This window comes from Kiloniella antarctica (assembly GCF_042682825.1).
In the GTDB taxonomy this organism is placed as follows: domain Bacteria; phylum Pseudomonadota; class Alphaproteobacteria; order Kiloniellales; family Kiloniellaceae; genus Kiloniella; species Kiloniella antarctica.
The window spans coordinates 1-22,045 of sequence record NZ_JBHUII010000006.1 but is presented as its reverse complement, the minus strand read 5'-3'; the positions used below and the strand labels follow the sequence as shown (position 1 = coordinate 22,045).

Annotated in this window: 21 protein-coding genes; 12 read left to right on the top strand and 9 right to left on the bottom strand. The window is 43.6% G+C overall.

What is annotated here, in order from left to right; all coding sequences use genetic code 11:
* Positions 1 to 198 precede the first annotated feature (198 nt).
* Complete coding sequence (hutI, locus tag ACFSKO_RS13140) at positions 199 to 1,416, top strand: imidazolonepropionase (RefSeq protein ID WP_380252333.1); 1,218 nt, start codon at positions 199 to 201, stop codon at positions 1,414 to 1,416.
* A gap of 225 nt (positions 1,417 to 1,641) precedes the next feature.
* Here hutI and ACFSKO_RS13135 read toward each other — a convergent pair whose 3' ends face one another.
* A complete protein-coding gene (locus tag ACFSKO_RS13135; RefSeq protein ID WP_380252331.1) occupies positions 1,642 to 2,100 on the bottom strand; it encodes a deoxycytidylate deaminase in 459 nt (152 codons plus the stop codon).
* Positions 2,101 to 2,233: 133 nt separating this feature from the next.
* Between ACFSKO_RS13135 and ACFSKO_RS13130 the strand changes: the two genes are divergently transcribed.
* The gene (locus ACFSKO_RS13130; protein WP_380252329.1) at positions 2,234 to 4,009 is read left to right on the top strand and encodes an SLC13 family permease; all 1,776 of its coding nucleotides are present in this window, start codon (positions 2,234 to 2,236) and stop codon (positions 4,007 to 4,009) included.
* 58 nt (positions 4,010 to 4,067) lie between these two features.
* Here ACFSKO_RS13130 and ACFSKO_RS13125 read toward each other — a convergent pair whose 3' ends face one another.
* From ACFSKO_RS13125 to ACFSKO_RS13105, 5 genes are all read right to left on the bottom strand, one after another.
* The gene (locus ACFSKO_RS13125) at positions 4,068 to 4,655 is read right to left on the bottom strand and encodes a DUF1415 domain-containing protein (RefSeq protein WP_380252327.1); all 588 of its coding nucleotides are present in this window, start codon (positions 4,653 to 4,655) and stop codon (positions 4,068 to 4,070) included.
* A gap of 124 nt (positions 4,656 to 4,779) precedes the next feature.
* Positions 4,780 to 6,450 carry a formate--tetrahydrofolate ligase gene (locus ACFSKO_RS13120; protein ID WP_380252325.1) on the bottom strand — a complete coding sequence of 557 codons (1,671 nt, stop codon included), beginning with the start codon at positions 6,448 to 6,450 and terminating at the stop codon, positions 4,780 to 4,782.
* Positions 6,451 to 6,708: 258 nt separating this feature from the next.
* Positions 6,709 to 7,404, bottom strand: a complete 696-nt coding sequence (locus ACFSKO_RS13115; RefSeq protein WP_380252323.1) for a type 1 glutamine amidotransferase — start codon at positions 7,402 to 7,404, stop codon at positions 6,709 to 6,711.
* 66 nt (positions 7,405 to 7,470) lie between these two features.
* A complete protein-coding gene (locus ACFSKO_RS13110) occupies positions 7,471 to 8,196 on the bottom strand; it encodes a ferredoxin (RefSeq protein WP_380252321.1) in 726 nt (241 codons plus the stop codon).
* Between the two features lie 43 nt (positions 8,197 to 8,239).
* Entirely contained in the window at positions 8,240 to 8,761 is a 522-nt protein-coding gene (locus ACFSKO_RS13105; RefSeq protein ID WP_380252319.1) for a YcgN family cysteine cluster protein, read from the bottom strand.
* 295 nt (positions 8,762 to 9,056) lie between these two features.
* Between ACFSKO_RS13105 and ACFSKO_RS13100 the strand changes: the two genes are divergently transcribed.
* Complete coding sequence (locus ACFSKO_RS13100) at positions 9,057 to 9,482, top strand: hypothetical protein (protein WP_380252317.1); 426 nt, start codon at positions 9,057 to 9,059, stop codon at positions 9,480 to 9,482.
* A gap of 461 nt (positions 9,483 to 9,943) precedes the next feature.
* Here the strand turns inward: ACFSKO_RS13100 and ACFSKO_RS13095 are convergent, their stop codons facing one another.
* Entirely contained in the window at positions 9,944 to 10,840 is an 897-nt protein-coding gene (locus ACFSKO_RS13095) for a LysR substrate-binding domain-containing protein (protein WP_380252315.1), read from the bottom strand.
* A 166-nt stretch (positions 10,841 to 11,006) separates the two neighbouring features.
* Here ACFSKO_RS13095 and ACFSKO_RS13090 point away from each other — a divergent pair, with 166 nt between their 5' ends.
* The 4 genes from ACFSKO_RS13090 (at position 11,007) to ACFSKO_RS13075 (ending at position 13,956) form a co-directional block, all read left to right on the top strand.
* Positions 11,007 to 11,984 carry a glutathione S-transferase C-terminal domain-containing protein gene (locus tag ACFSKO_RS13090; protein WP_380252313.1) on the top strand — a complete coding sequence of 326 codons (978 nt, stop codon included), beginning with the start codon at positions 11,007 to 11,009 and terminating at the stop codon, positions 11,982 to 11,984.
* A gap of 371 nt (positions 11,985 to 12,355) precedes the next feature.
* On the top strand, positions 12,356 to 13,198 hold the full coding sequence (locus ACFSKO_RS13085) for a ferredoxin--NADP reductase (RefSeq protein ID WP_465262315.1): 843 nt from the start codon (positions 12,356 to 12,358) through the stop codon (positions 13,196 to 13,198).
* A 73-nt stretch (positions 13,199 to 13,271) separates the two neighbouring features.
* The gene (locus ACFSKO_RS13080; RefSeq protein WP_380252516.1) at positions 13,272 to 13,682 is read left to right on the top strand and encodes a hypothetical protein; all 411 of its coding nucleotides are present in this window, start codon (positions 13,272 to 13,274) and stop codon (positions 13,680 to 13,682) included.
* Complete coding sequence (locus ACFSKO_RS13075; protein WP_380252311.1) at positions 13,609 to 13,956, top strand: DUF4328 domain-containing protein; 348 nt, start codon at positions 13,609 to 13,611, stop codon at positions 13,954 to 13,956. The genes ACFSKO_RS13080 and ACFSKO_RS13075 overlap by 74 nt, the downstream gene beginning before the upstream one ends.
* Positions 13,957 to 13,999: 43 nt before the next feature.
* On the opposite strand, the gene ACFSKO_RS13070 is transcribed toward ACFSKO_RS13075, so the two are convergent.
* Positions 14,000 to 14,890, bottom strand: a complete 891-nt coding sequence (locus ACFSKO_RS13070) for a LysR substrate-binding domain-containing protein (RefSeq protein ID WP_380252309.1) — start codon at positions 14,888 to 14,890, stop codon at positions 14,000 to 14,002.
* Positions 14,891 to 15,004: 114 nt separating this feature from the next.
* Here ACFSKO_RS13070 and ACFSKO_RS13065 point away from each other — a divergent pair, with 114 nt between their 5' ends.
* Complete coding sequence (locus ACFSKO_RS13065) at positions 15,005 to 15,958, top strand: EamA family transporter (RefSeq protein ID WP_380252307.1); 954 nt, start codon at positions 15,005 to 15,007, stop codon at positions 15,956 to 15,958.
* Positions 15,959 to 16,009: 51 nt separating this feature from the next.
* Here the strand turns inward: ACFSKO_RS13065 and ACFSKO_RS13060 are convergent, their stop codons facing one another.
* Positions 16,010 to 18,871 carry a PAS domain S-box protein gene (locus ACFSKO_RS13060; protein ID WP_380252305.1) on the bottom strand — a complete coding sequence of 954 codons (2,862 nt, stop codon included), beginning with the start codon at positions 18,869 to 18,871 and terminating at the stop codon, positions 16,010 to 16,012.
* 348 nt (positions 18,872 to 19,219) lie between these two features.
* Here ACFSKO_RS13060 and ACFSKO_RS13055 point away from each other — a divergent pair, with 348 nt between their 5' ends.
* The 4 genes from ACFSKO_RS13055 to ACFSKO_RS13040 are packed head-to-tail and all read left to right on the top strand — an operon-like array spanning position 19,220 to position 21,810.
* Positions 19,220 to 19,912 carry a corrinoid protein gene (locus ACFSKO_RS13055; protein WP_380252303.1) on the top strand — a complete coding sequence of 231 codons (693 nt, stop codon included), beginning with the start codon at positions 19,220 to 19,222 and terminating at the stop codon, positions 19,910 to 19,912.
* A 27-nt stretch (positions 19,913 to 19,939) separates the two neighbouring features.
* Positions 19,940 to 20,557, top strand: coding sequence for a DUF1638 domain-containing protein (locus ACFSKO_RS13050; RefSeq protein WP_380252301.1), 618 nt, complete (start codon positions 19,940 to 19,942; stop codon positions 20,555 to 20,557).
* Between the two features lie 10 nt (positions 20,558 to 20,567).
* Complete coding sequence (locus ACFSKO_RS13045; protein ID WP_380252299.1) at positions 20,568 to 20,873, top strand: virulence factor; 306 nt, start codon at positions 20,568 to 20,570, stop codon at positions 20,871 to 20,873.
* A gap of 10 nt (positions 20,874 to 20,883) precedes the next feature.
* Positions 20,884 to 21,810, top strand: a complete 927-nt coding sequence (locus ACFSKO_RS13040) for a methylenetetrahydrofolate reductase (protein WP_380252297.1) — start codon at positions 20,884 to 20,886, stop codon at positions 21,808 to 21,810.
* Positions 21,811 to 22,045: the final 235 nt, after the last annotated feature.

Genomic DNA, 22,045 nt, shown 5'->3' with positions numbered 1-22,045 from the left:
GGAAATATCTCTATTCTTATCCGTTCGAGACAGTATCCCCTTTTCCATAAATGATGTTTGAACGCAACATTAGCTCTTTGTAAACTTAAGAGTATTACACCTCTTCTTACAAAAAAATCATTTATCATTTTGCTTTGCCCGACACATCCAAGTTGTATATACAATATAAAGAAGTTCAAATACCAATCGGAGCTAGATATGTGGGATAGTCTGTGGATCAACTGTAACCTTTGCACCATGCAGGGTAATGGACTGGGCGCAATTACCAATGGTGCAATAGCCATCAAAGGCGATAAAATTTCTTGGGTTGGAGAACTGGAAAACCTTCCAGATGAACCAAACAAACTGGCCAGGGAAGTCAACCAACTTAATGGCAACTGGATCACCCCCGGATTAATCGATTGCCACACACATATTGTTCACGGTGGAGAGCGCGTAAACGAATTCAATATGAGATTAGAAGGCGCAAGCTACGAAGAAATTGCCCGATCAGGTGGAGGTATCCGTTCCACAGTTAAAGCAACAAGAGCCGCCAGCGAAGAAGAACTTCTTAAAGCTGCCCTTAAACGTGCCAATGCTCTACAATCCGAAGGTGTCACCGTTATCGAGGTTAAATCAGGATACGGTTTGGATTGGGAAAATGAAACTAAACAACTTCGCGTTGCCAAGCAGATTGCCGATCATCTCCCCATTAATGTTATCACCACATATCTTGCGGCCCACACAATTCCCGAAGAATATCAGGATAATGGCGATGGCTACATCGATAGTATAATTGAAAAGCTGCCTGAGTTAAAAAAACTTGGCCTTGCAGATGCTGTAGATGGGTTCTGCGAAGGTATTGCCTTCTCACCGGCACAGATAGAAAAACTCTTCAAAGCAGCGTCTGAATTAGGGTTTGATTTAAAGCTCCATGCTGAACAGTTAAGTGATTTGGGCGGTGCAGAATTAGCAGCACGTTATGACGCAAACTCTGCCGATCATCTCGAATATGTTTCAGAAAAATCTGCGAACGCTATGGCACAATCAGGAACCGTGGCCGTTATCTTACCATGCGCCTTTTACTTCCTCAACGAAACCAAAAAACCCCCTATTGAGTTATTCCGTGAAAAGAGTGTCTCTATGGCTGTGGCCACGGATATGAATCCTGGATCATCTCCCTGTTGCTCAATTTTGCTTGCTATGAATATGGCTTGTACATTTTTCAAAATGACACCGACAGAAACCATGCGAGGTGTCACTTTACACGCGGCGAAGGCCCTTGGTATAGAGAACCGTTACGGAAGCCTAGAAGTTGGTAAAATAGCCGATCTCGCGATTTGGGATATTAATAATCCAGCAGAACTTTCTTACCACATGGGATTTAATCCTCTGCAAGAGTTAATTAAATCAGGTAAAAAAATTATACAAAACTAAAGATCTTGAAGGACAGAAATTTGTCTGAAATCCCAGCAAAAATTGAAAAATAATCTGTCCGGAGTGAGGCCACCTATTCCAAGGTAACGAGTGGGATGAGATCGACGCACACTGGGCAGCCCAAACGCGAAGATCAATGTCATAGGCAGATGCATGGCCACCTTTAAAACAGGAACTTACAAGATATAAAGCTTCACATTTAGTTAGTATGGTCCCTGTTTGAAATCAATCTTCGACCCGGGCAAAACGCCAGGTAACAGATGCTTCTTTTAGCATAATTTCCTGAGTTTGAATCTCACCCCAGCGTTCTACAAAATCTGGATCGTCTTTACTTTTTTCATCAACAATAATTTCACGGATCCCACTTTGTATAATGGCTCTGGAACAATCAGAACAAGGAAAGTGGGTCACATAAATAGACGACCCGCTTAGGCGAACACCAACTCTTGCAGCATGAAAAATTGCATTTCTTTCTGCATGTTCCGTCCAATCATATTTAAGTGGACGTGCATGCCGTTCGTCAGCATCATCATCAACCGCACGCGGAAAACCATTAAAACCGTAGGGCCCCGGTGTATTATCCTCCAGTATGATCACGGCTCCTACTTGCGTTGATCTGTCTTTTGACCAAGTAGAAACTTCTCTTGCCAGCTTTAAGTACCGTGTATCCCATTTATGAGACATATCATTATTACTTTCTTGCGATTAACTTCTTTATTTCTATGACTTTTCTACTGTGAGGAATAATCCTAACAATTTGAATGGATTTAACCATTCTTGGGTGTTTTAATACAACGATCAATACCTTGGGGGTTTCATGACAACAGATCAATCATTTTTGTTTGCGCTATTCGGTTTGGTATTTGTTCTCCTTATCTGGGGCAGGATAAGATATGATCTTGTCGCATTTGGCGCGCTCATTATTGCTGTCGTGACAGGCTACGTAACACCAAACGATGCCTTTAGCGGGTTTGGGCACCCTGCAGTTGTCATAATAGGATTGGTACTGATCGTTTCCCGGGGCTTGATGAATTCCGGCGCAGTTGAGATGATCTCTGGTGTCGTATTATCCTCAAATCGCCCTCTTCCCCTCCACATCGGGATTATGTCCGTTGTTGGCGCGGCTCTTTCTGCAATTATCAACAACGTCGCAGCTCTTGCTCTACTTATGTCTTTGGATATAGAAGCCGCTCAAAAAGCAAAACGAGCCGTGGCACTCAGCCTCATGCCGCTATCTTTTGCCACGATACTTGGCGGAATGATTACACTTATTGGTACCCCCCCAAATATTGTTATCGCACAATACCGAGAACGGGCATTAGGCGAGAGCTTTGGCATGTTTGACTTTACCCCCGTCGGCCTTTGTGTCGCCGTGGCAGGCATCATTTTTGTTGCCCTCTTTGGCTGGCGATTAATTCCAAAAAGAGATCGCCCAGGGTCAATTCGAAATGCGGAAGATACAGATCTTTTTGTTGCAGAAGGACAAGCCCCTGAAGGGTCCAGCTCCATTGGCTTAAAAGTTACTGAACTTTATTCGTTAGCACGAGAGCATGATATTACGGTACTTGGTTTAGTTCGCCGTGGCCGTAGATTGCCCGGCTTTGCCCGCTATGAACTTATTCAGAAAAATGACCACCTTGTTCTTGAGGGTAACCCTAAATCTATCGAAGCCTTTCTTGGCGGGGCACAACTGGACTTTGCTGGTAAAGGAAAACACGATGTCGGCATAACCAGTAGTTCTCTCAAGCTCATTGAAGCAATTGTACCTGACGGAGCAAGAATAGCCGGTAGATCCAGCTTTAGCCTGCGTCTTCTTTCAAGACATGGCATTACTCTTCTTGGCGTGTCCAGACAAGGAAAGCGTTTTCGGGACAGAGTCCGGAAACTCACAATCGAAACAGGTGATGTGCTCCTTTTACTTGGGCCGGAAGATCGTTTAACAGACACGACAACATGGCTTGGCGTTTTACCCCTCGCGGAAAAAGAACACCCTGTCATTCAGCGTAAAAAAGCCACTTTAGCAATTGGCATGTTTCTCGGCGCAATTGCTATTTCCGTTGCAGGTCTTCTCTACCTTCCAATAGCCTTGGCCGGTTGCGTGATTGGGTTTGCTGCTTTTGGCATTATTTCAGGTAGAGAAGTATACGAAAGTGTCGAATGGAAAGTCATTGTCCTTCTCGCATCCCTTATTCCTTTGGGCATGGCCTTGGAAAATTCGGGTGGTACAAAACTGATTGCAGAGTTTATCGTCGCACAAACCCAAGGCTGGCCACATTGGGCTATTCTCACGGTTCTGGTAATCGTAACGATGACACTCTCGGATTTTCTTAACAACGTGGCCACAGCACTTATTGCAGCCCCCATTGGGCTTGATGTCGCCAATGCCATTGGTGTCTCACCAGATCCTTTCCTTATGGGCGTGGCTGTGGCCGCTTCTTGCGCCTTCCTCACACCCATCGGGCACAAGAATAACACCATCATTATGGGGCCGGGAGGATACAGCTTTGGTGATTATTGGCGGATGGGACTACCATTAGAAATATTAGTTGTGATGATCTCAGTGCCTGCCATTTTGTTCTTTTGGCCTTTATAACGATCAGGAACGAACAGAACCGATCTTGTTACCATCCTGAGGGTATAATAACACGAACTTATTGATACATATTGATGTAATCGGCAAAAGGCGGAAAGCGTTCTATCAGCCCCTCTCGCCCGAGATTTTTCATCAACTCAATATTGCGCTCAGGAATTTCTTCAGCTTTTTTGTAACTGGATAAAACCCGGCTCATTTGGCCTTCACGAATAATATGAAGGACGGGGAATGGCGCACGGTTTGTCCAATTGGAAATATCTTTGACCTCTACGCCATCAAAACAATAGTGTGGATGAAAACTCGCCAATTGGAATAAGCCTTCCAAGCCTGATTGTTCCATGCAATCTTCGGCCAACATCAACAGCTCTATAAAATCCTCAAAGTCCTCCCAACCTATAGGAAAAATCACAAGGGTCGTCGAAATTTTTTCTTCCAAATTTTCTTGAATGAGTAAGATTTCTTCTAAAAATCCTCGTACAGCCTCTTCCATGGAAGACTGAGTAACAATAGCATAGCGCACACTATCACGGTTAATCTCAGGCGCAGCAAAAGGGCAGAGATTAAATCCGGCAACCATATTCTCAACCCACAAACGTGTAAGTTCTTGAGCATTTTCGATTTTGTATGGTGGGTACAGTTGTTTCATGTTTACATCATATCAGGAAGGTATTGATTAACCAGATTAGGTCTAACTTATTTTGGATAGGCAACCTTGCAATAAAAAAAGGCGGCCCCTCGGGACCGCCTTTTCAAAAACAAAACCTTTTAACTTAGAACAGACCTTCGATCTGACCGTCATCATTAAGGTAAATATTGTTTGCAGCAGGTACGCGCGGCAGACCAGGCATTGTCATAATCGCACCAGTTACAACCACGATGAAACCAGCACCCGCAGAAAGACGAACTTCACGTACAGGAACAACGTGTCCAGATGGTGCACCCAAAAGCGACGGATCTGTCGAGAAACTGTACTGCGTTTTCGCCATACAAATTGGGTAATGGCCGTAATCTTCCTGAAGCTCAGCAATCTGCTTGCGCACAGAAGCATCAGCGATGATTTCGCTAGCGCCATAAATCTCTGTGGCAATCGTTTCGATTTTTTCCCACAGTGGCATTTCATCAGGGTAAAGCGGCGTAAAGTCTGCAACACCGGAATCAGCTAACTCAACAACATGATGAGCAAGTTCTTCTGTACCAGCACCACCGTCTGACCAGTGACTGGCAACGATTGCTTTAGCACCTAGCGCCTTACAAGCAGCAGAGATCGCTTCGATTTCAGCAGCTGTATCTGTAACAAACTGATTAATTGCAACAACCGCAGGCACTTTGAATTTCTTGATGTTCGCAATGTGACGCGCCAGGTTCTCAGAACCCTTCGTAACAGCATCAACATTTTCGTTACCAAGGTCAGCCTTAGCAACGCCACCGTGCATTTTAAGAGCACGAACAGTAGCTACAATTACAACCGCTGAAGGTTTCAAACCAGCTTTACGACACTTTATGTCAAAGAACTTCTCTGCACCAAGATCAGCACCAAAACCAGCTTCTGTAACAACATAATCTGCAAGCTTAAGAGCTGTTTTCGTTGCGATAACAGAGTTACATCCGTGAGCAATATTAGCGAATGGCCCCCCGTGAATGAACGCAGCGTTGTTTTCCAAAGTTTGGACAAGGTTTGGAGAAATAGCATCTTTCAAAAGAACTGCCATCGCACCAGGACCTTTAAGATCACGAGCGTAGATTGCTTTTTTCTCACGTGTGTAAGCAACAATGATGTCACCAAGACGTGCAGAGAGATCATTCAAATCATTAGATAAGCAGAAAATAGCCATGATTTCAGAGGCAACAACGATATCGTAGCCATCTTGACGCGGGAAACCATTAGCAACGCCACCCATGGAATTGGTGATAGAACGCAATGCACGGTCGTTCATGTCAACAACACGTTTCCACTGAATACGGCGGGAATCAATACCCAACTCGTTGCCCCAATAGATGTGGTTATCAAGGAGTGCAGACAAAAGGTTGTGCGCAACACCAATCGCGTGGAAGTCACCTGTGAAATGCAGGTTGATGTCTTCCATAGGAACGACTTGAGCATAACCACCGCCAGCAGCACCACCTTTGACACCGAAGCAAGGTCCCAATGACGGTTCACGCAACGCCATAATTGCTTTTTTGCCGATGCGGTTCAGGCCATCACCAAGACCAACGGTTGTTGTTGTTTTACCCTCACCAGCTGGTGTCGGATTGATCGCTGTTACCAGAATCAATTTTCCGTCAGGGTTATCCTGAATGGAGTTAATAAAGTCAAAAGATAGTTTTGCTTTGTGTGGACCATACTGAAGAAGCTTATCAGCAGGAATTCCAATTTTCTCAGCAACCTCAGTAATTGGTTGCATCGTTGCCTCACGGGCAATTTCAATATCGCTTTTAGCCATCGGGTTTACTCTCCATCCCTATCGGATACCAACATTTAGGGGACACTAGCTGGGGTTTTCTTTTTGGGATATCGTAAGAGCGTCATCTCGTCACCCAGAAACACCGAAAATCGACCTTTATTGACGTTCGGAATTTACTATCAAAACATTTGCTTTTCAAATCAATGTCTTGTTATCCCGATTAATTGATAGCAACATCGCGATCATACTTATCGACATTAAACCTTAATACACATAGTCTTAAGTCAAATATTCCAATCAAATTCTAGAACAACATAACCATTTTCTCAATAAGCTTCTTGTCCAACTTTCAATTGAACCGTCAAATTGGCGAAACTGCGCTTCTATTTCTGGTAGCGATTTCATATCTGGCTCTTTTAGGGCTCCGGGAAATTGTCGAAACCACGTTTCAGCAACCTCGAGTGTCACTTCAGGGTGAAATTGCAAACCAATAACTTTAGCCCCCAAAGAGAAGGCTTGATTTTGAAACTTCTCGGACGATGCCAGCCTGGTAGCACTCTTTGGCAAATCAAAAGTATCTCGATGCCATTGAAAGAAATAATCGGGTAATTTTCCCAGTAAACCGTCCGTCACTTCCGATTTAACTTTATGAAATCCGACTTCCTTTTGCCCCAGCTTGTCAGCATAAGCCTCGCCTCCCATAGCCTTTGCGAGTAATTGTCCACCCAAACAAATGCCGAGGTACGGCTTCCCTGCATCAACCCAACGTTTTATCCAATCCAACTCAGCCTTCAAATAACTGTACGAATCATAGGCTCCTTCCATCCCGCCATAGACAATCACAGCAGTAAAATCATCAAAATTCTCGGGCAAAGCCTCACCATTCGAAGGATTACACCATAAAAACTCATGACCTTCCTCTGCCAATATCCGAGAAATCCGCTCTTCTTTAGGTTGGTCGACATGCTCAATAAGTAAAATTGGTTTCGTCATTTGCTAATCTGTATAAAGTTTCAGTATGAGAATTCTAAACAATGATACTCGACGTCAATCCTACCTTTAGAAAATTTCACCCGACCGGCGTCTTGCATTCGTAAAAGCAGTCATATGGAAGGCCGCGTGTTCTGGTGTTAAGATAAAATTTTGTCCCACCGGACACCCCCTCCTGGCAAGGCATCCGCTTGCAGCACAGTCATTTCCTTGCTCAGAGACAACATGTTTTGCACAAGCGACATAATCGTAGAGTTGCCCCTCAACAAATGCTTCAACCGGGCAGGAAGTAAGGCAAGGTTGATCCGCACAATTCAAGCAGGGATTTTGCTGTTGCGATAAAACGGGCAAACCGCCAACAACCACAGGAAGCAAGATTACGGCTCGCAAAGCATGCCAAGTTCCCCATACGGGGCTAACATAGAGACCAATAGGGCTTGGAAAAAGGCTTTCTGCCCGCGAAGACCAGCGTTGGAACGGTTGGTAAGGTGGGCCATCTGACGGGAAAAGAGCTTCTCCTCCCAATTCATCCGCCAAATGATCCATTACACGTCTCGTCCAGAGATCCATTGGGTCCAATGAATTTGAAAGATATTCTGGGGATTGGATAAAGCTCTGCCAAAAATCACTAGACCCCGCATTTCCAAGAACGATCACTGTTTGCGGTTGCCCTCCACAAGATAGATTGGGCACCATATCTTCGGACGAAGGCGTAAACCCACCCCGTGCTAGAAAGCCCAGTTTTAGAACTTTACTTTCAATTTCCTGATAATGAAGTCCTGATGGCTTTAACAAGTAGAATCCCCATAATCAACAGGTTAACTTTAAGTAACAAAAGCTATTTGTTGTCACTCATTTCATTATAACGCACCCACGGCTCCGGAGGGCTGGGGTCTTGTGGCCATTCGACAACATGATCTTCGAGGTCTGCGTCCTCAACCTCAGTTTCGGATACAACTTTATCAAGTGTCGAGACCCCCGCATCATGCACCGAATTTGCATCTCCAGTTATCAGTGGATGCCACCATGGAAGGTCTTTGCCCTCATGGAGCAACCGATAGGCACAAGTTGGCGGCATGAAATTTAGGGTTTCAATATTATCGGCAGTTACCTTGATACAATCAGGAACATATTGGTGTCGCGTTTTGTACTGACTGCATTGACACGTTCCAAGATCCAAAAGTTTACAAACAACGTCAGTATCAACGATCTCTTCAGTATCGGCATCTTCCAATTTTACCAGACAACACTTGCCGCAACCGTCACAAAGGCTTTCCCACTCTGGATCGCTCATCTCTTCAAGTTTTTTGGTTTGCCAAAAAGGCAGTCGTTTTATTTGTTTTTTGTGTTCATCTCTCATATCCCGGATCAAACTCTTTTTTTTGCGCCAAAGCAAGCGGTTCAATCCCCCTGCTTGGCGCCCATAGTTTACGGAAAAGTATTTATGAGATATCCATTTTCTTAATATTAAACACATCATGAAACTGACAAAAAGAAATTTAGGGAGTATAATTTATTTCAAATATTAAATATCAAGTAACGTTTTTAGAGTATGTTTAGCGCACTAGGAGATATACGAAAGCGATAGTTAAAGGACCTGCCATCCATAAATAGCTCGCAAGACAATGAACCAGGGGTTCAATTAGGAGCATTTTGTGTTAAGACAGAACCGAGTAAGTATTTTTGTCCTGTGGTTATTTTTTAATCTTCAGACCTCTCCTATTCTTGCAGACACCATTACGTTGCGAATGGTTGATCTACAGGAAGGAACATCAAAATTCTATCACGATCTTTTAAAATCATCGCTGGAAGCCATTGGCCATAACCTCAAGATTATTATAAAAGGTGATATACCCAAAAAACGTAGTGTTGCGATGTTTGAGACCGAGAAGATAGATATTATCGTCTTACTGAGAACTCCCAAAAGAAACAAAAAATACACCGATGTAAACATCGATCTGACTTCAGGTATGATAGGTGAAAGAGTCCTTTTTATCCCCCCATTGACAACATCGGACTATAGTTCAATCAAAACTCTCACTGACTTCCGGCGCTCCGGAAAAGTCGGGGTGTTTGGCTAGAACTGGTTTGACGAGCAAGTCTGGCGACATAATGATCTGCCCTACCACGTCGTCGATGGAGATTAGCGATCTGTTTACAAACGTCTGCTTTCACCGCCAATAGGAAACATAAAGCCTCCGTTTCACTATTTCTCGCGCAGTGTTACGGAGATAAGTCTTGAAGCCGAATTCTATCCCGAACTGGCAATCGAACCCTATTTGTTATTTAAATACGATAGAGATTTTCATTTTTATCTCAATGCCAAGAGCGCCTATCTAAGACCTTTGCTGGAAAAAGCTTTAAACGAAGCCAAAAAAAGCGGCCTCCACAAAAAACTTATGACTGAACACTTTTCTTCTCAGCTCAATTCACTCAATTTGGAAAAACGAGTTGTTATTCACCTCGCAGCCCCCAATCAACTGTCAGATTATCAACTCGACTTAACAAATTAAGTAATAATGAAAGCTACAAATTATGATACCTAAACCTGTTTTTTAGTCATATCTTCCAGCCACTCAATAACTTTGCCTACAGCCATCTTGGGTTTGTTCCCTTTTGGAAGAACTACCCAGTAAGCATTAGGCAAAACCATCTCTTCACCCTCAAAAGGATTTATCAACAATCCAGTTGATAAATCATCTTCAATCAGACGGCTTCTCGCGAGCGCAACCCCAAGGCCCTGAACAGCTGCCCGCAAGACCAAATCTGATGACGCAAACCGAGATCCTCCACGCGTGTCTAGATCCTTGATCTCGCGTGATCTTGCCCATTCTTGCCAAGAGGCCTGAGGATCACGATCATGCAGAAGAGGTAAATTCGTCAAACAAGAGAGATTTGTTGGTCTTCCAACCTTAAGCCAGAACGATGTGCTCATAACCGGGAAAAGTTGTTCGTCCATCAACGGTAAACATCTCAAATCATCCCATGGCCCTTTTCCCATCCTGATGGCCAAATCAGCATTTTGATCAGAGGAAAAACTCAACTTTTGATCAACAATGATCGACAATTCAATCCAGGGATAAGTTGCATTAAAATCTTGAAGTCGCGGCAACAGCCAACGTGCAGCAAAAGAAGGCGTTGTTGAAATAATAACAGAGTTTCCTTGTCGGCTTTCCCGAACCGCTTCAACACCATTTGCAAGAATACTAAGACCCTCTAGGCTTATACGCCCCAGATCCTCTCCTTGAGCAGTAAAGGACACAGCCCGCACCCCCTTTTCCCTACGAATAAGAGGGACCCCGATCCATGCCTCAAGGTCATGAACATGTTTGCTGATCGATGAATGGGTAATATCCAAAAGCCGAGCAGCAGAACGCACACCACCGGTTTCATAAACCGCAGCGAATGCACGAAGAGCATTAAGTGGTAAGTTTTTCATGGTCGATAATTTAGACCATAAACCCTATAAATGAAACCATTCAATGATGGTCATCCCTGTTATTATCGCAACCAATGGTCATAACGGCACGCACTTTCGCATCAATAGATTTTAAATTCAAATACTTACACGAATTACGTAAGAAAACAGTAAAGGATGAACATAAATGGGAATGCTGATTAACGGTAAATGGAGCGATGAAGACAGGATCATCGTTAATGATAGCTATGTACGTCAGACCAGTGTCTTTTCTCAAACCATATCTGATGAAACAATAAATAAGATAATCGAATTCCCAGATCGTTATGTTCTTATTGGCTCCAACAGTTGCCAATGGTCTCACAGAGTAATGATCTGCCGAGAACTAAAAGGATTGAATGAATACATCCCTCTCCACATTGCTCACGGCCCTAGAAACCAAGGATACGCTGTAAATGGTGGTGCTCATTGGCGGGTACCAGGGTCCACAATCAATATCCGTCACCTTCACCAGCTCTATAGCCACTCTGATGTGACTTTCACTGGAAGATCAACCGTACCTATCCTATGGGATAGCTTTGATCAAAAAGTTATCTCGAACGAATCAGCGCAAATCATGAAGGCTTTTGATAAAGCAGGAGATCAAATCAACGAGAGAACGATTAGTGCGACCAAAACATCCGTGACGTTATATCCTCCAAACCTGAAAGAGAGCATGTCATTACTCGATGATAATATTTATAATGGCTTGAGCAATGGTGTTTACAAAGCTGGCTTTGCGCAATCACAAGAAGCTTACAACCAAGCCGTTATTCAAGTATTCAATACACTAGACGACTTGGAAGCCCGCCTCTCTAAAACCCGGTACCTTTTCGGCTCATCTATAACCGCTTCTGATTTGAAACTTTTCACCACCTTACTCAGATTTGATCTTGTTTACTACACCCTGCACAGATGTAGTAAAAAGAGGATTGTTGATTATCCAAATTTGTGGGGATATGCCCGTGACCTTTACGCTCAAGAGCGGATATCTTTTACCGTCGATTTTGAAACAATCCTTCAAACAAGTTTTCAAAATGATACCGTCAACAATCCTTATAACATAACTCCCATCTCACCAGAGATGAATTGGGAGCTTCCACACAACCGTGCGCATTTAAATTAGTTGTCCAGTATCAGCAACAAACGCCCTGCTACACTTTAACGCAGCACTTCATTACATAATTTTAAATTATAACATAAATTTTGTGTAATAAAAATACTGAATAATAACAATGAAATAATGTTCTTGATAAAATTAATACACAAATTTATTGGATATTTTTCTTGAAATAAAAAAGAACTATGTTAAATGAGTATGAATTGTCATGTGCTTTTCCTAATTTTTTATGGTACATACTCGACGAAATTTACGTGACATTTAATAGCAACCATCTTCTATTCGATGAGTAACATCACCCAACCACTCATCAGAAATTGGATCAAGCAACTGGCTTCGCAACCGAAGCCGTCACGATAAGAAAGCGGAATCAGTTAATGAGTGTTGAACAATTGGCAATAGCAGAACCGACACCGGGCGATATCATGACCACGATAGAGAAACCATTACCCAAATCTGTAACTGGCGAAACAGTTCTTTCCGTAAAACACCATACAGATTCCCTGTTTTCCTTTAAAATCACCCGCCCCGCTGCTTTTCGGTTCAGGACTGGTGAGTTTGTTATGATTGGTCTTATGGTCGACGGCAAACCATTACTTCGCGCTTATTCAATTGCAAGCCCGGCTTGGGATGAAACCATTGAGCTTTATTCTATAAAAGTTCCAGATGGCCCCCTAACCTCTCGACTACAAAATATCAAACCGGGCGACATGGTCCTCCTTGGAAAAAAGCCAACAGGAACTCTCGTCCTTGATGCTTTGGTTCCAGGAAAACGTCTCTATATGATGTCAACTGGAACGGGTTTAGCGCCTTTTGCCAGCGTCATTCGCGACCCCGAAACCTATGAGAAGTTTGAAGAAGTCATCTTGATCCACAGCTGCCGCCAAGTAGAAGAACTCAGCTATGGCCAAGAACTGGTTTCCAGCCTTTATGAAGATGAGTTCCTTGGGGAAATGGTCACAGACAAATTACGTTATTACAACTCTGTTACCCGCGAAGATTTTGTCCGCAAAGGCCGTATTCCTGAACTTTTCCGTTCTGGAAAAATCACTGCCGACCTCGGAACTCCTGCCCTAAACCCTGAAACCGACCGCGTTATGATCTGTGGCTCCATGGAAATGCTCAAGTCCTGTGCCGAACTCTGCGAAGAAGCTGGCCTCAACGAAGGTGCCAATAGCAAACCAGGTGAATACGTTGTGGAAAAAGCCTTCGTTGGTTAAAAACAAGGTAACAACACTCTGAAAAGGCGGCACTCATGTGGTGCCGCCTTTGTTTTTTATTCTGAAATAAGTTTTGTTGCCCCTCAAGGGCGAACTCAAAGATCTATCCAAACGCACAAACCACGTTTTACTGGCAAGCTATATAGCAATAGCTTCACTTACAGCCATCCAAATCGCTACACTTTTTGAGTTATCCTTACTAGAGGACATAAATCTTGGAAATTACAGTTCAATCGAAGCGCTCGACTTATGTGTAGAAAATAATGATCTTTGGGTTGGGATTCTTGATATTATATTTGGGTTAACGCTTATTACTTACGTCGTTTTATTTTTCATATGGATCTATCAAAGTAATTCGAACAGCCACGCCTTTACCGCTGAAAAACTAAAGCATACCCTAGGGTGGTCTGTTGGCTGTTTTTTTTATTCCCGTCACGAATATCTGGAAGCCATACCAAATCCCTGCCGAAATCTGGAAAGTTAGCAAGTTTGGGTCTAATCACAAGCGCACAGACACATCTCCTCTAACTCTGAAATTGTGGAGGGTCTTCTGGGGTGTAGATAGCGTGTTCTTCCAGGTCAGTTACAACATCACAGACAGAGCAGTCGAAACAAATGAACTGATTAATGCTGACCGCATCTTCTTTTCCAGTAATATCGTCTCAATTATCGCCATTTTATTGACCATTAAGATGGTTAAAGAAATCGACTATCTTCAAGCAAACCAAGGCAGCCACATAAGTGAGGTATTTGCCTAATCGAAAAGAAATACCGCTCTGACACCACGCAAAATTAAAGACATTAATCCTGTATCACTTGCGAAAATAACCAATCTTTGACCAAGGAGACATGTGGATTTCCCGTAGTACTCGCCCCTTCATAAATATGATACCCAACACCTTGATTAATTACGATGTCAATAGGACATACCAGCCGTCCCGAACGCGTCGCATCCATCACCATTGGCCAATGCCCAATCGCAACACCTACGCCAGCAACTGCCGCCTCTAGCGCGTGACTAGAGTTGCTAAAGACATGCCATCCGCGCGGTTCAAGGCTATCTAATGAAGCTTCTGCAAACCATCTTGCCCAATCCTGATCTCTGGGCACTTCATCCACTTTTATTAAAAAATGTCCTTCAAGATCAGCAACAGACACTACTGGTTTTCGCTTTTGAAGATCTGGCGACATCACAATCCGCGCCTCGTCCCCCATCAAAAACGAAGCACTTTTTAAAGCCTGATCTCTTTGTTCAGGCTTAATAATAAGATCAACACCGCCCTGATTCAAATCTTCGATTTTTGATCTGGTAATCAAGCGAAGATCAACATCAGGATAACGCTCTTGCAGATCAGGTAAGCGTGGAATTAACCACCTTTGCGCGAAGGTTCCCAGCACAGCAACGGTTACCTCTCCCTGTGACATAGCAGCTTCCATACCTTCACGCATAATTCCAAAAGCCGAGTGCAATGAAAGGGCAAGCTTCTCTCCTTCAGACGACAACCTGATCGTATTAGACACCCTCTCAACCAACTTAATACCCAAATGAATTTCAAGCTTTTTTACTTGCTGACTAATGGCTGGCTGCGTGACGCCAAGATCTTTCGCAGCAGCAGAAATACTCCGCAATCTGGCCACAGCCTCAAAGGCACGCACAGCAGAAAGAGGATGCAAAAGATCACGGATCTTCATATTAGATATTCTTATGTTTTTAAAATTATTTTGAAATTGATTTTACAAAATTAAAGGCGCTTTTTAAAGCTCTAACCTAAAGCATATAAGTATTCCTATATAAAGACCTCAATCATGGAACTCTGGATACCCATTACTGTCGCAGCAGCGTTGTTTCAAAATATTCGAACGGCACTGCAAAAACATTTGAAAGGCAGACTAGATACAACAGGGGCAACCTATGCCCGGTTTCTTTATGCCGTTCCTTTTACGTGGGTGTACTTATCACTGGTTAGTAGCTTTGAGAGCTTAACATTTTCAAGCACAAGCATTCTCCCAAACACAAACATGGAGTTTTTGTTCTACGGCATGCTCGGCGGGATCGCGCAAATCCTAGCAACTTTTATACTGGTTTGGCTTTTCGGGCAGCGTAATTTTGCTGTTGGCACCAGCCTGACAAAAACAGAAGCGATTCAAACGGCAATATTTGGATTAATTTTATTAGGCGACACCCTAACCATTCAAGCCACAGCGGGCATATTGGTAAGTCTGACTGGCGTCCTAACCCTCTATCGAAAAACAAATCCGACTTCAACTCAACCCAGGATTTCCAAAACCAACTTCATAAAAAGTATTGGAAACCTATTAACCCAGGATAAAAGCATTTTGCCTGGGATTACAGCAGGCGCCCTCTTTGCCTTAGCATCAGTATCCTATCGTGCAGCGTCTCTTTCCCTGGGGGGGGAAGGCTTTATGATTCAGTCCGCCTACACATTGGCTTGGGTAACCGGGTTTCAAACCTTGGCAATGGGCGGTTATCTTCTCATAAAAAAACCGGACATACTGATACGTGTTTTAAAATGCTGGCGGGCGGCTATTTGGGTCGGAATGACTGGCATGCTTGGCTCCGCTGGTTGGTTTACTGCAATGACCTTGGAGAATGCAGCTCACGTAAGAACCCTTGGCCAAATAGAGCTTATTTTTACCCTTATCATTGGCTACATATTTTTCAAAGAGCGCCTAACCCGAAAAGAAATTTTCGGGGTTAGCTTAATCACTGCAGGAATATTGACTCTGATAATAGAATAAAAACTCTCAAATCACGAAAACTCTGGAGCTAAAAATTCAGACCCGAGCCTCCTAAGCTGTTAATAACTGTTCTTCAAGTGGAAAAACGAGCGTAACTGTCGTGCCCACGCCCAGTTTACTCGCAATAAGGAACTCGGCTCCGTGCAATTCAGTTAATCGCTTGGAAAGTGGTAATCCAAGACCCGTTCCCTCATGTTTACGACTAAGGCTTGAATCAACCTGCCCAAAAGGCGCCAGAGCTTTTGGTATCTCACTCTCGGACATTCCAATGCCCGTGTCCATAACGGACAATTCAAGCCCTCTCCCCGTGACATAAGAACTAACAGTGACGCTGCCTCCTGACGGAGTAAATTTTAATGCATTAGAGATCAGATTGATCAGCACTTGCTTGATCCGCCTTTCATCCCCCATAAAAAGAGGTAACTCGCTTGCCAAATCCAATCTGAGTTTAAGACCAGCCTGCTCGGCGCGCCCCGAAAGCATCTTTTCACATCGACCAACAATTGCATTGATATCCAGATCGTCTTCAAATAATTCGATCTTACCGGCTTCTGCTTTGGAAAGATCCAAAATATCATTAATTAAATCAAGTAGATGCGTGCCAGATTCATTAACATCCCGGGCATAATCTCTGTATCTTGGGCTCCCAAGGGGACCAAACATTTCGGTCGCTAGAATCTCAGAAAACCCAAGTATCGCATTAAGCGGTGTTCTCAATTCATGGCTCATCAGTGCCATAAATTCAGACTTGGCCCTATTGGCAAGCTCTGCACTTTCCTTAAGGACTGTTAACTCCAACTCAACCTCTTTTTGGTTGGTAATATCCTGCATGACACAGACAAAATATTGAATTTTGTTTTCGCCATCAAAAATAGGACTTAAGTCTATTTGGTTCCAAAAAGCCTGACCATCTCGACGATAGTTCAGAATATCGACCCGGGCATGACGGTTATCACGCAAGCTATGTTCCAAAACTTCCTGAGCTTCTGGGCTAGTCTTCTCTCCCTGTAAAAAATCTGATTTCAGCTCTGAGATCTCATCATGGACGTACCCAGTCAACCTTGTAAATGCAGGATTAGCATAAACAACTCGGCGCCTTTCACCACGTGCGTCGGCAATAAGAACTCCGGCATCAGTTGATCCAACCGCGGCGGCCAATCGATGATTTTCACTACTTAGCTCTAACAACTCTTTTTCGCGCACTTTATAATCGCTGATATCCGAATAGACGGTAAAAAGATCGCCCTCAGGTGTTTTGTGATCGATGATTTTAAGCCAAACATCACCAGAAAAATGAAATTCTCTATTTCTCTTACCACGCCTGCGCATCAGAGCATCTATATAGCGCTCTCGCTTTTTAACACTCAAGGGATCCTGACCAGTGTTGACATAAGAAACAACAACATCTCGATAAGTCATACCGACCCGAATGGCCATCGGTCGTCCAGGGAAAAATATTTCTTGAAAACGACGATTAAATGCCACCAGCCGATCATTATCATCATAAAGTGTAACAGCCCCGGAAAAGCTTTCGAAAGCACGGAAAAGACGTGCGTGAGCAGTTGCCATCTTCTGCTGCTCTTTACGACGCTCTGTAATATCGCTCCCCGCCCCACGATAACCCTTGAACTCCCCACCTTTATCAAAGACAGGGACACCACTAAGTCGAAGAATTCTCGGCACCCCTGCCAAATCAGGGACAACCAGCTCCAAGTCTCGAAATGAAGATCGTGCTCGCAATACCTTCAAAAAACTCTCATCGGTTAGTCCGTCGCCTTGAACATCACTAAAGGACTTACCCAACAAATTCCATTCTTGAAGCTGCGAGACAAAAGTAAAACGTAAATCCGGACCCATTTCCCAGAACCAGTCCGTTGCCGAACTCGCAATATCCCGAAAACGGCGCTCACTCTCTTTCAACGCGAGCACTGCACCATCTCGACGACTTGCTGCCGAAACAAATATCCGGCCCCCAAAATACAGCGAAGTCATCATGATCAAACTTGCGCAAAGAGCAAAGCCGACTGAGGCTGAGTAACGGTCTTTCCAAACCACATCAATATAGTCTGCGGGAATTCCGATAACCACCGACATATCAAAATGTTTCAATTCCCGTCCCTTAATTATGCGATCAACACCATCAAGATCCTTAACGATCGTATGTTCATCATCGCGAAGGTCTACGGATCGGTAAGGGACTTTCCGACCAACTAAATCAGAGGATAAATTATCATCAAGCCATAACTTCCGATCGCCCTCTTGAGCTTCCCATTGAATTGACACAAGCGAGCGTTTTGGCAAGCCAAGCACTGCCCAATTACTTATTAAGTCGTGTACGCGAAAAGAAGTAACGACATAACTATCAAAGGCCTCTTGATTTTTTGACGAAGGTCTCAAAGCACTTGCATACCATTGATCCATGAATTTATACGGCAAGCTGATGATCGCCTTTCTATTCATAGACGACTTAACCATCAATTCCTGTAACTCACCCTTGTCAGGCAAAGGTAAGGATGAAAATCCTTTAAAAACGAGGCCTTCATTGGAAATAAGTGATACAGTTGCTTGAGGATCATAATCATTAAGAGCATCAAGTTCGCGATCTTGAAACAAGTCGATCTCAACTTTTGAAGCTCTATCCTCTACCTGTGAAAGAAGCACAGTAAACGGTTGAGCTATTTTTATAAGTGTTGCTTCAACTTGTTTATCAATTTCAGAGGACACTTCTTGATAAGTGCTTACACCCCACAAACCAATAAGAATTACCGATAGTAAAAAGGCCACGACATTTAATTGAATTGCACGAAGACGCAACCGTCGTACAGAAAGAACTCGAGATGAACTCACATTATCAAAACACTCACCATCAAGGCATTCACCTTGCACAGGCAGACCAGAGTCGCCTTTTACCACAATACTACCCCCACTACCTGACTCAACACTCCCATAAGGAAGTCGTCCCACCATGAACAGATAAATTCAAAATTATTCTGCTTTTTCATTCAGCGTGCATCACCTCTACAGATCAAGGCTTAGTAAATGGTTAAAAAATTCGCCATTTCGGTTACAAACATATGACAGTTACGACAATTGTTTGTCATAATTTCGTCTAAGGAAAAATGAGCGTCGCATATCGAACATGAATTGTTTATTTTTTAGGGCTATATAGTGATAAAATTAGTGTCAGTACGTGGAAACCGCACAATGGAGTCCATAGAGTACCGATATTGGGTGTTAAACTTTGTATGAGAGTATGTGGCCATGTCAGAAGAAGACGATCTCGATCTGAAATCACTTGATGACGATGAACTTGTCCTGCAGATGCACGACGACCTCTATGATGGTCTTAAAGATGAGATTCTGGAGGGCGTTGAAATCCTTCTTGAACGTGGATGGGAACCTTACGAAGTTCTGACTAAGGCTCTTGTAGAAGGCATGAGAATTGTCGGGATCGATTTCCGCGATGGCATCCTTTTTGTACCGGAAGTACTTCTCGCTGCTGGCGCCATGAAAGGCGGCATGGGTATTCTTCGCCCATTGCTTGCTGCAACAGGTGCTCCAAAGCTTGGCAAGATGGTTATCGGTACCGTTAAAGGCGATATCCATGATATCGGGAAAAACCTCGTTTCAATGATGATGGAAGGTGCTGGTTTCGAAGTTATTGATCTTGGTATCAATAATCCCGTCGAAAAATACCTCGAAGCACTCGAAGAACATCAGCCTGATATTTTGGGCATGTCTGCACTTCTCACCACCACAATGCCGTATATGAAAGTTGTTATCGATACCATGAAAGAAAAAGGTATCCGCGATGACTACGTTGTTATGGTTGGTGGCGCACCGCTTAACGAAGCTTTTGGTGACGCAATCGGTGCCGATCATTATTGTCGTGACGCTGCTGTCGCCGTTGAAATGGCCAAAGAAGCCATGAAACGCCGACACAACGCCACTTAAACCTTACAAAGCCAGGGTTTCAGGACCATGTCCCAGCAAGCCACAGATCTAAACGATAAGGAGAGTAAAACTCTCCTTATCGCCTGTGGAGCTGTTGCCAGAGAAATTCTGGCGATAAACAAGATCAATGACTGGAATCACCTGGACATCACTTGTTTACCAGCCATTTGGCACAACACCCCGGATAAAATACCCGGCGGTGTTCGTCAAAAAATCCACGAAAATAGAGATATTTATAAGAACATTCTCGTCGTTTATGGCGATTGTGGTACAGGTGGTGAACTTGATCGTGTACTTGAAGAAGAAGGCGTCAAACGTATAGACGGCGTTCATTGTTATGCTTTCTACACAGGACTGGATGCCTTTGAAGAAATGCACAATGACGACATTACATGTTTTTATCTTACTGACTATTTAGCCAGACATTTTGATACCCTTATCATGGACGGCATGGGTATTAGTAAACATCCTGAACTTTTACCAATGTATTTTGGTAATTATACGACATTGGTTTATTTGGCGCAGACAGAGGACCAAGAACTTCAGGATCTGGCCCAGAAAGCCGCAATTAAAATCGGCTTAAAATACCAGTACAAATTCACCGGATATGGAGAGTTGGGTAGCCTTATGGCTGCTGTCAACTAAGGAGTACACTATGGCCAAGTTAACAATTGTTTACTGGCGGGACATACCTGCTCAAATTATTGTAAAAGCAGGCAGAAAGAATGCCAAAATCCAACTAACAGAACGTTTTGAAAAAGCGATCGACCGTGCGGCGATGAAAGCCAAACTGCGCGACAGCGATTCATATCTTGAACACTGGCGTCGTAGTGATCCCGTTACCTGCGGGGATGACTTGGAAGCAGAAGCTAATGAAACAGCCTCAAAAATTGAACAAGAATACACCGATGAAAAACTAGATATTCTAGTAAGCAACGGTGGCCTTTCCAACGCCAGTTAGGTCTAAAGAGATGAGTACAGATTTCAATACCGCAATCGTGAAACAGCAAATTATTGATTTCATGACCGGGTTTACAATTGAAACCACACCGGGTTCTGCCGCAAAAACACCCGATTACCGAGAGCACTTACGCCCAGGAACGGAAATTGCCGTTACGTTTTTACCAGGATCAGATTTTGCGGATACCGTTGCGACATCTAAACGGTTAAAAGAAGAGGGTTTTGTTCCTTTACCTCACTTTGCAGCGCGGTCTATTCGCACACAAGGTGAGTTTGAGGATTACCTAAACACCTTGCAAGGCGAGGTTGGTATCGAGCATGCTGTCGCTCTGGGTGGCGCTGTTGATAAACCTTTAGGTGATTTCGAGAGCTCTATGCAATTGCTTGAAACTGGCTTGTTTGATAAATATGGCATTAAGTCGATTGGCGTCGCCGGACACCCAGAAGGAAGCCCTGATATCAATGCTTCTGGTCTGCGAGAAGCTCTTTCTTGGAAAAACTCATTCAAAGAGCGTACAGATTCTTACGTCTATATCGCCACTCAGTTTTGTTTTGAAGCCGAGCCAATTATTGCTTGGGATAAATTGATTCAATCCGAAGGCAACAAACTTCCAATTCATCTCGGCGTACCTGGCCTAGCCACCATAAAAACTCTACTCAACCATGCTAAAGCATGTGGCATTGGGTCTTCTATGCGTGTCCTAACCCGCCAAGCAAAAAACATCACAAAACTACTAACAGTAAAAGCTCCGGATAAGCTTGTTATGGATTTGGCACGGTATCACGCAGAAAATCCAAATTGCGGTATTAAAAAAGTTCACATGTACCCCTTGGGCGGCATGAAAAAATCTGCCGCATGGAGCTACGCAGTAACAGATGGTGATTTTACAGTAGATCCAAAAGGTAAGGGTTTTAAAGTTAATAGAGAGATTGGTTAATCTTATTATTCTAGGGTTAATTTTCCTTCAAGTTAAACTGTAGATCCAATCGAGTTAATGTATTTATTGTCGTTTATACATCTGAATTACCGCCACTAGAGGCAATTCAGATGCTTAGACCCTGATATGATACAAATACCTTTTCACTTTTGGGCTTCAAAACAGGAGCCTTTATCCGGAGACGCAAAGAGATGACCCGCACGATCGTCAGTTCAGCCACCAAAGAGTTCGCGAT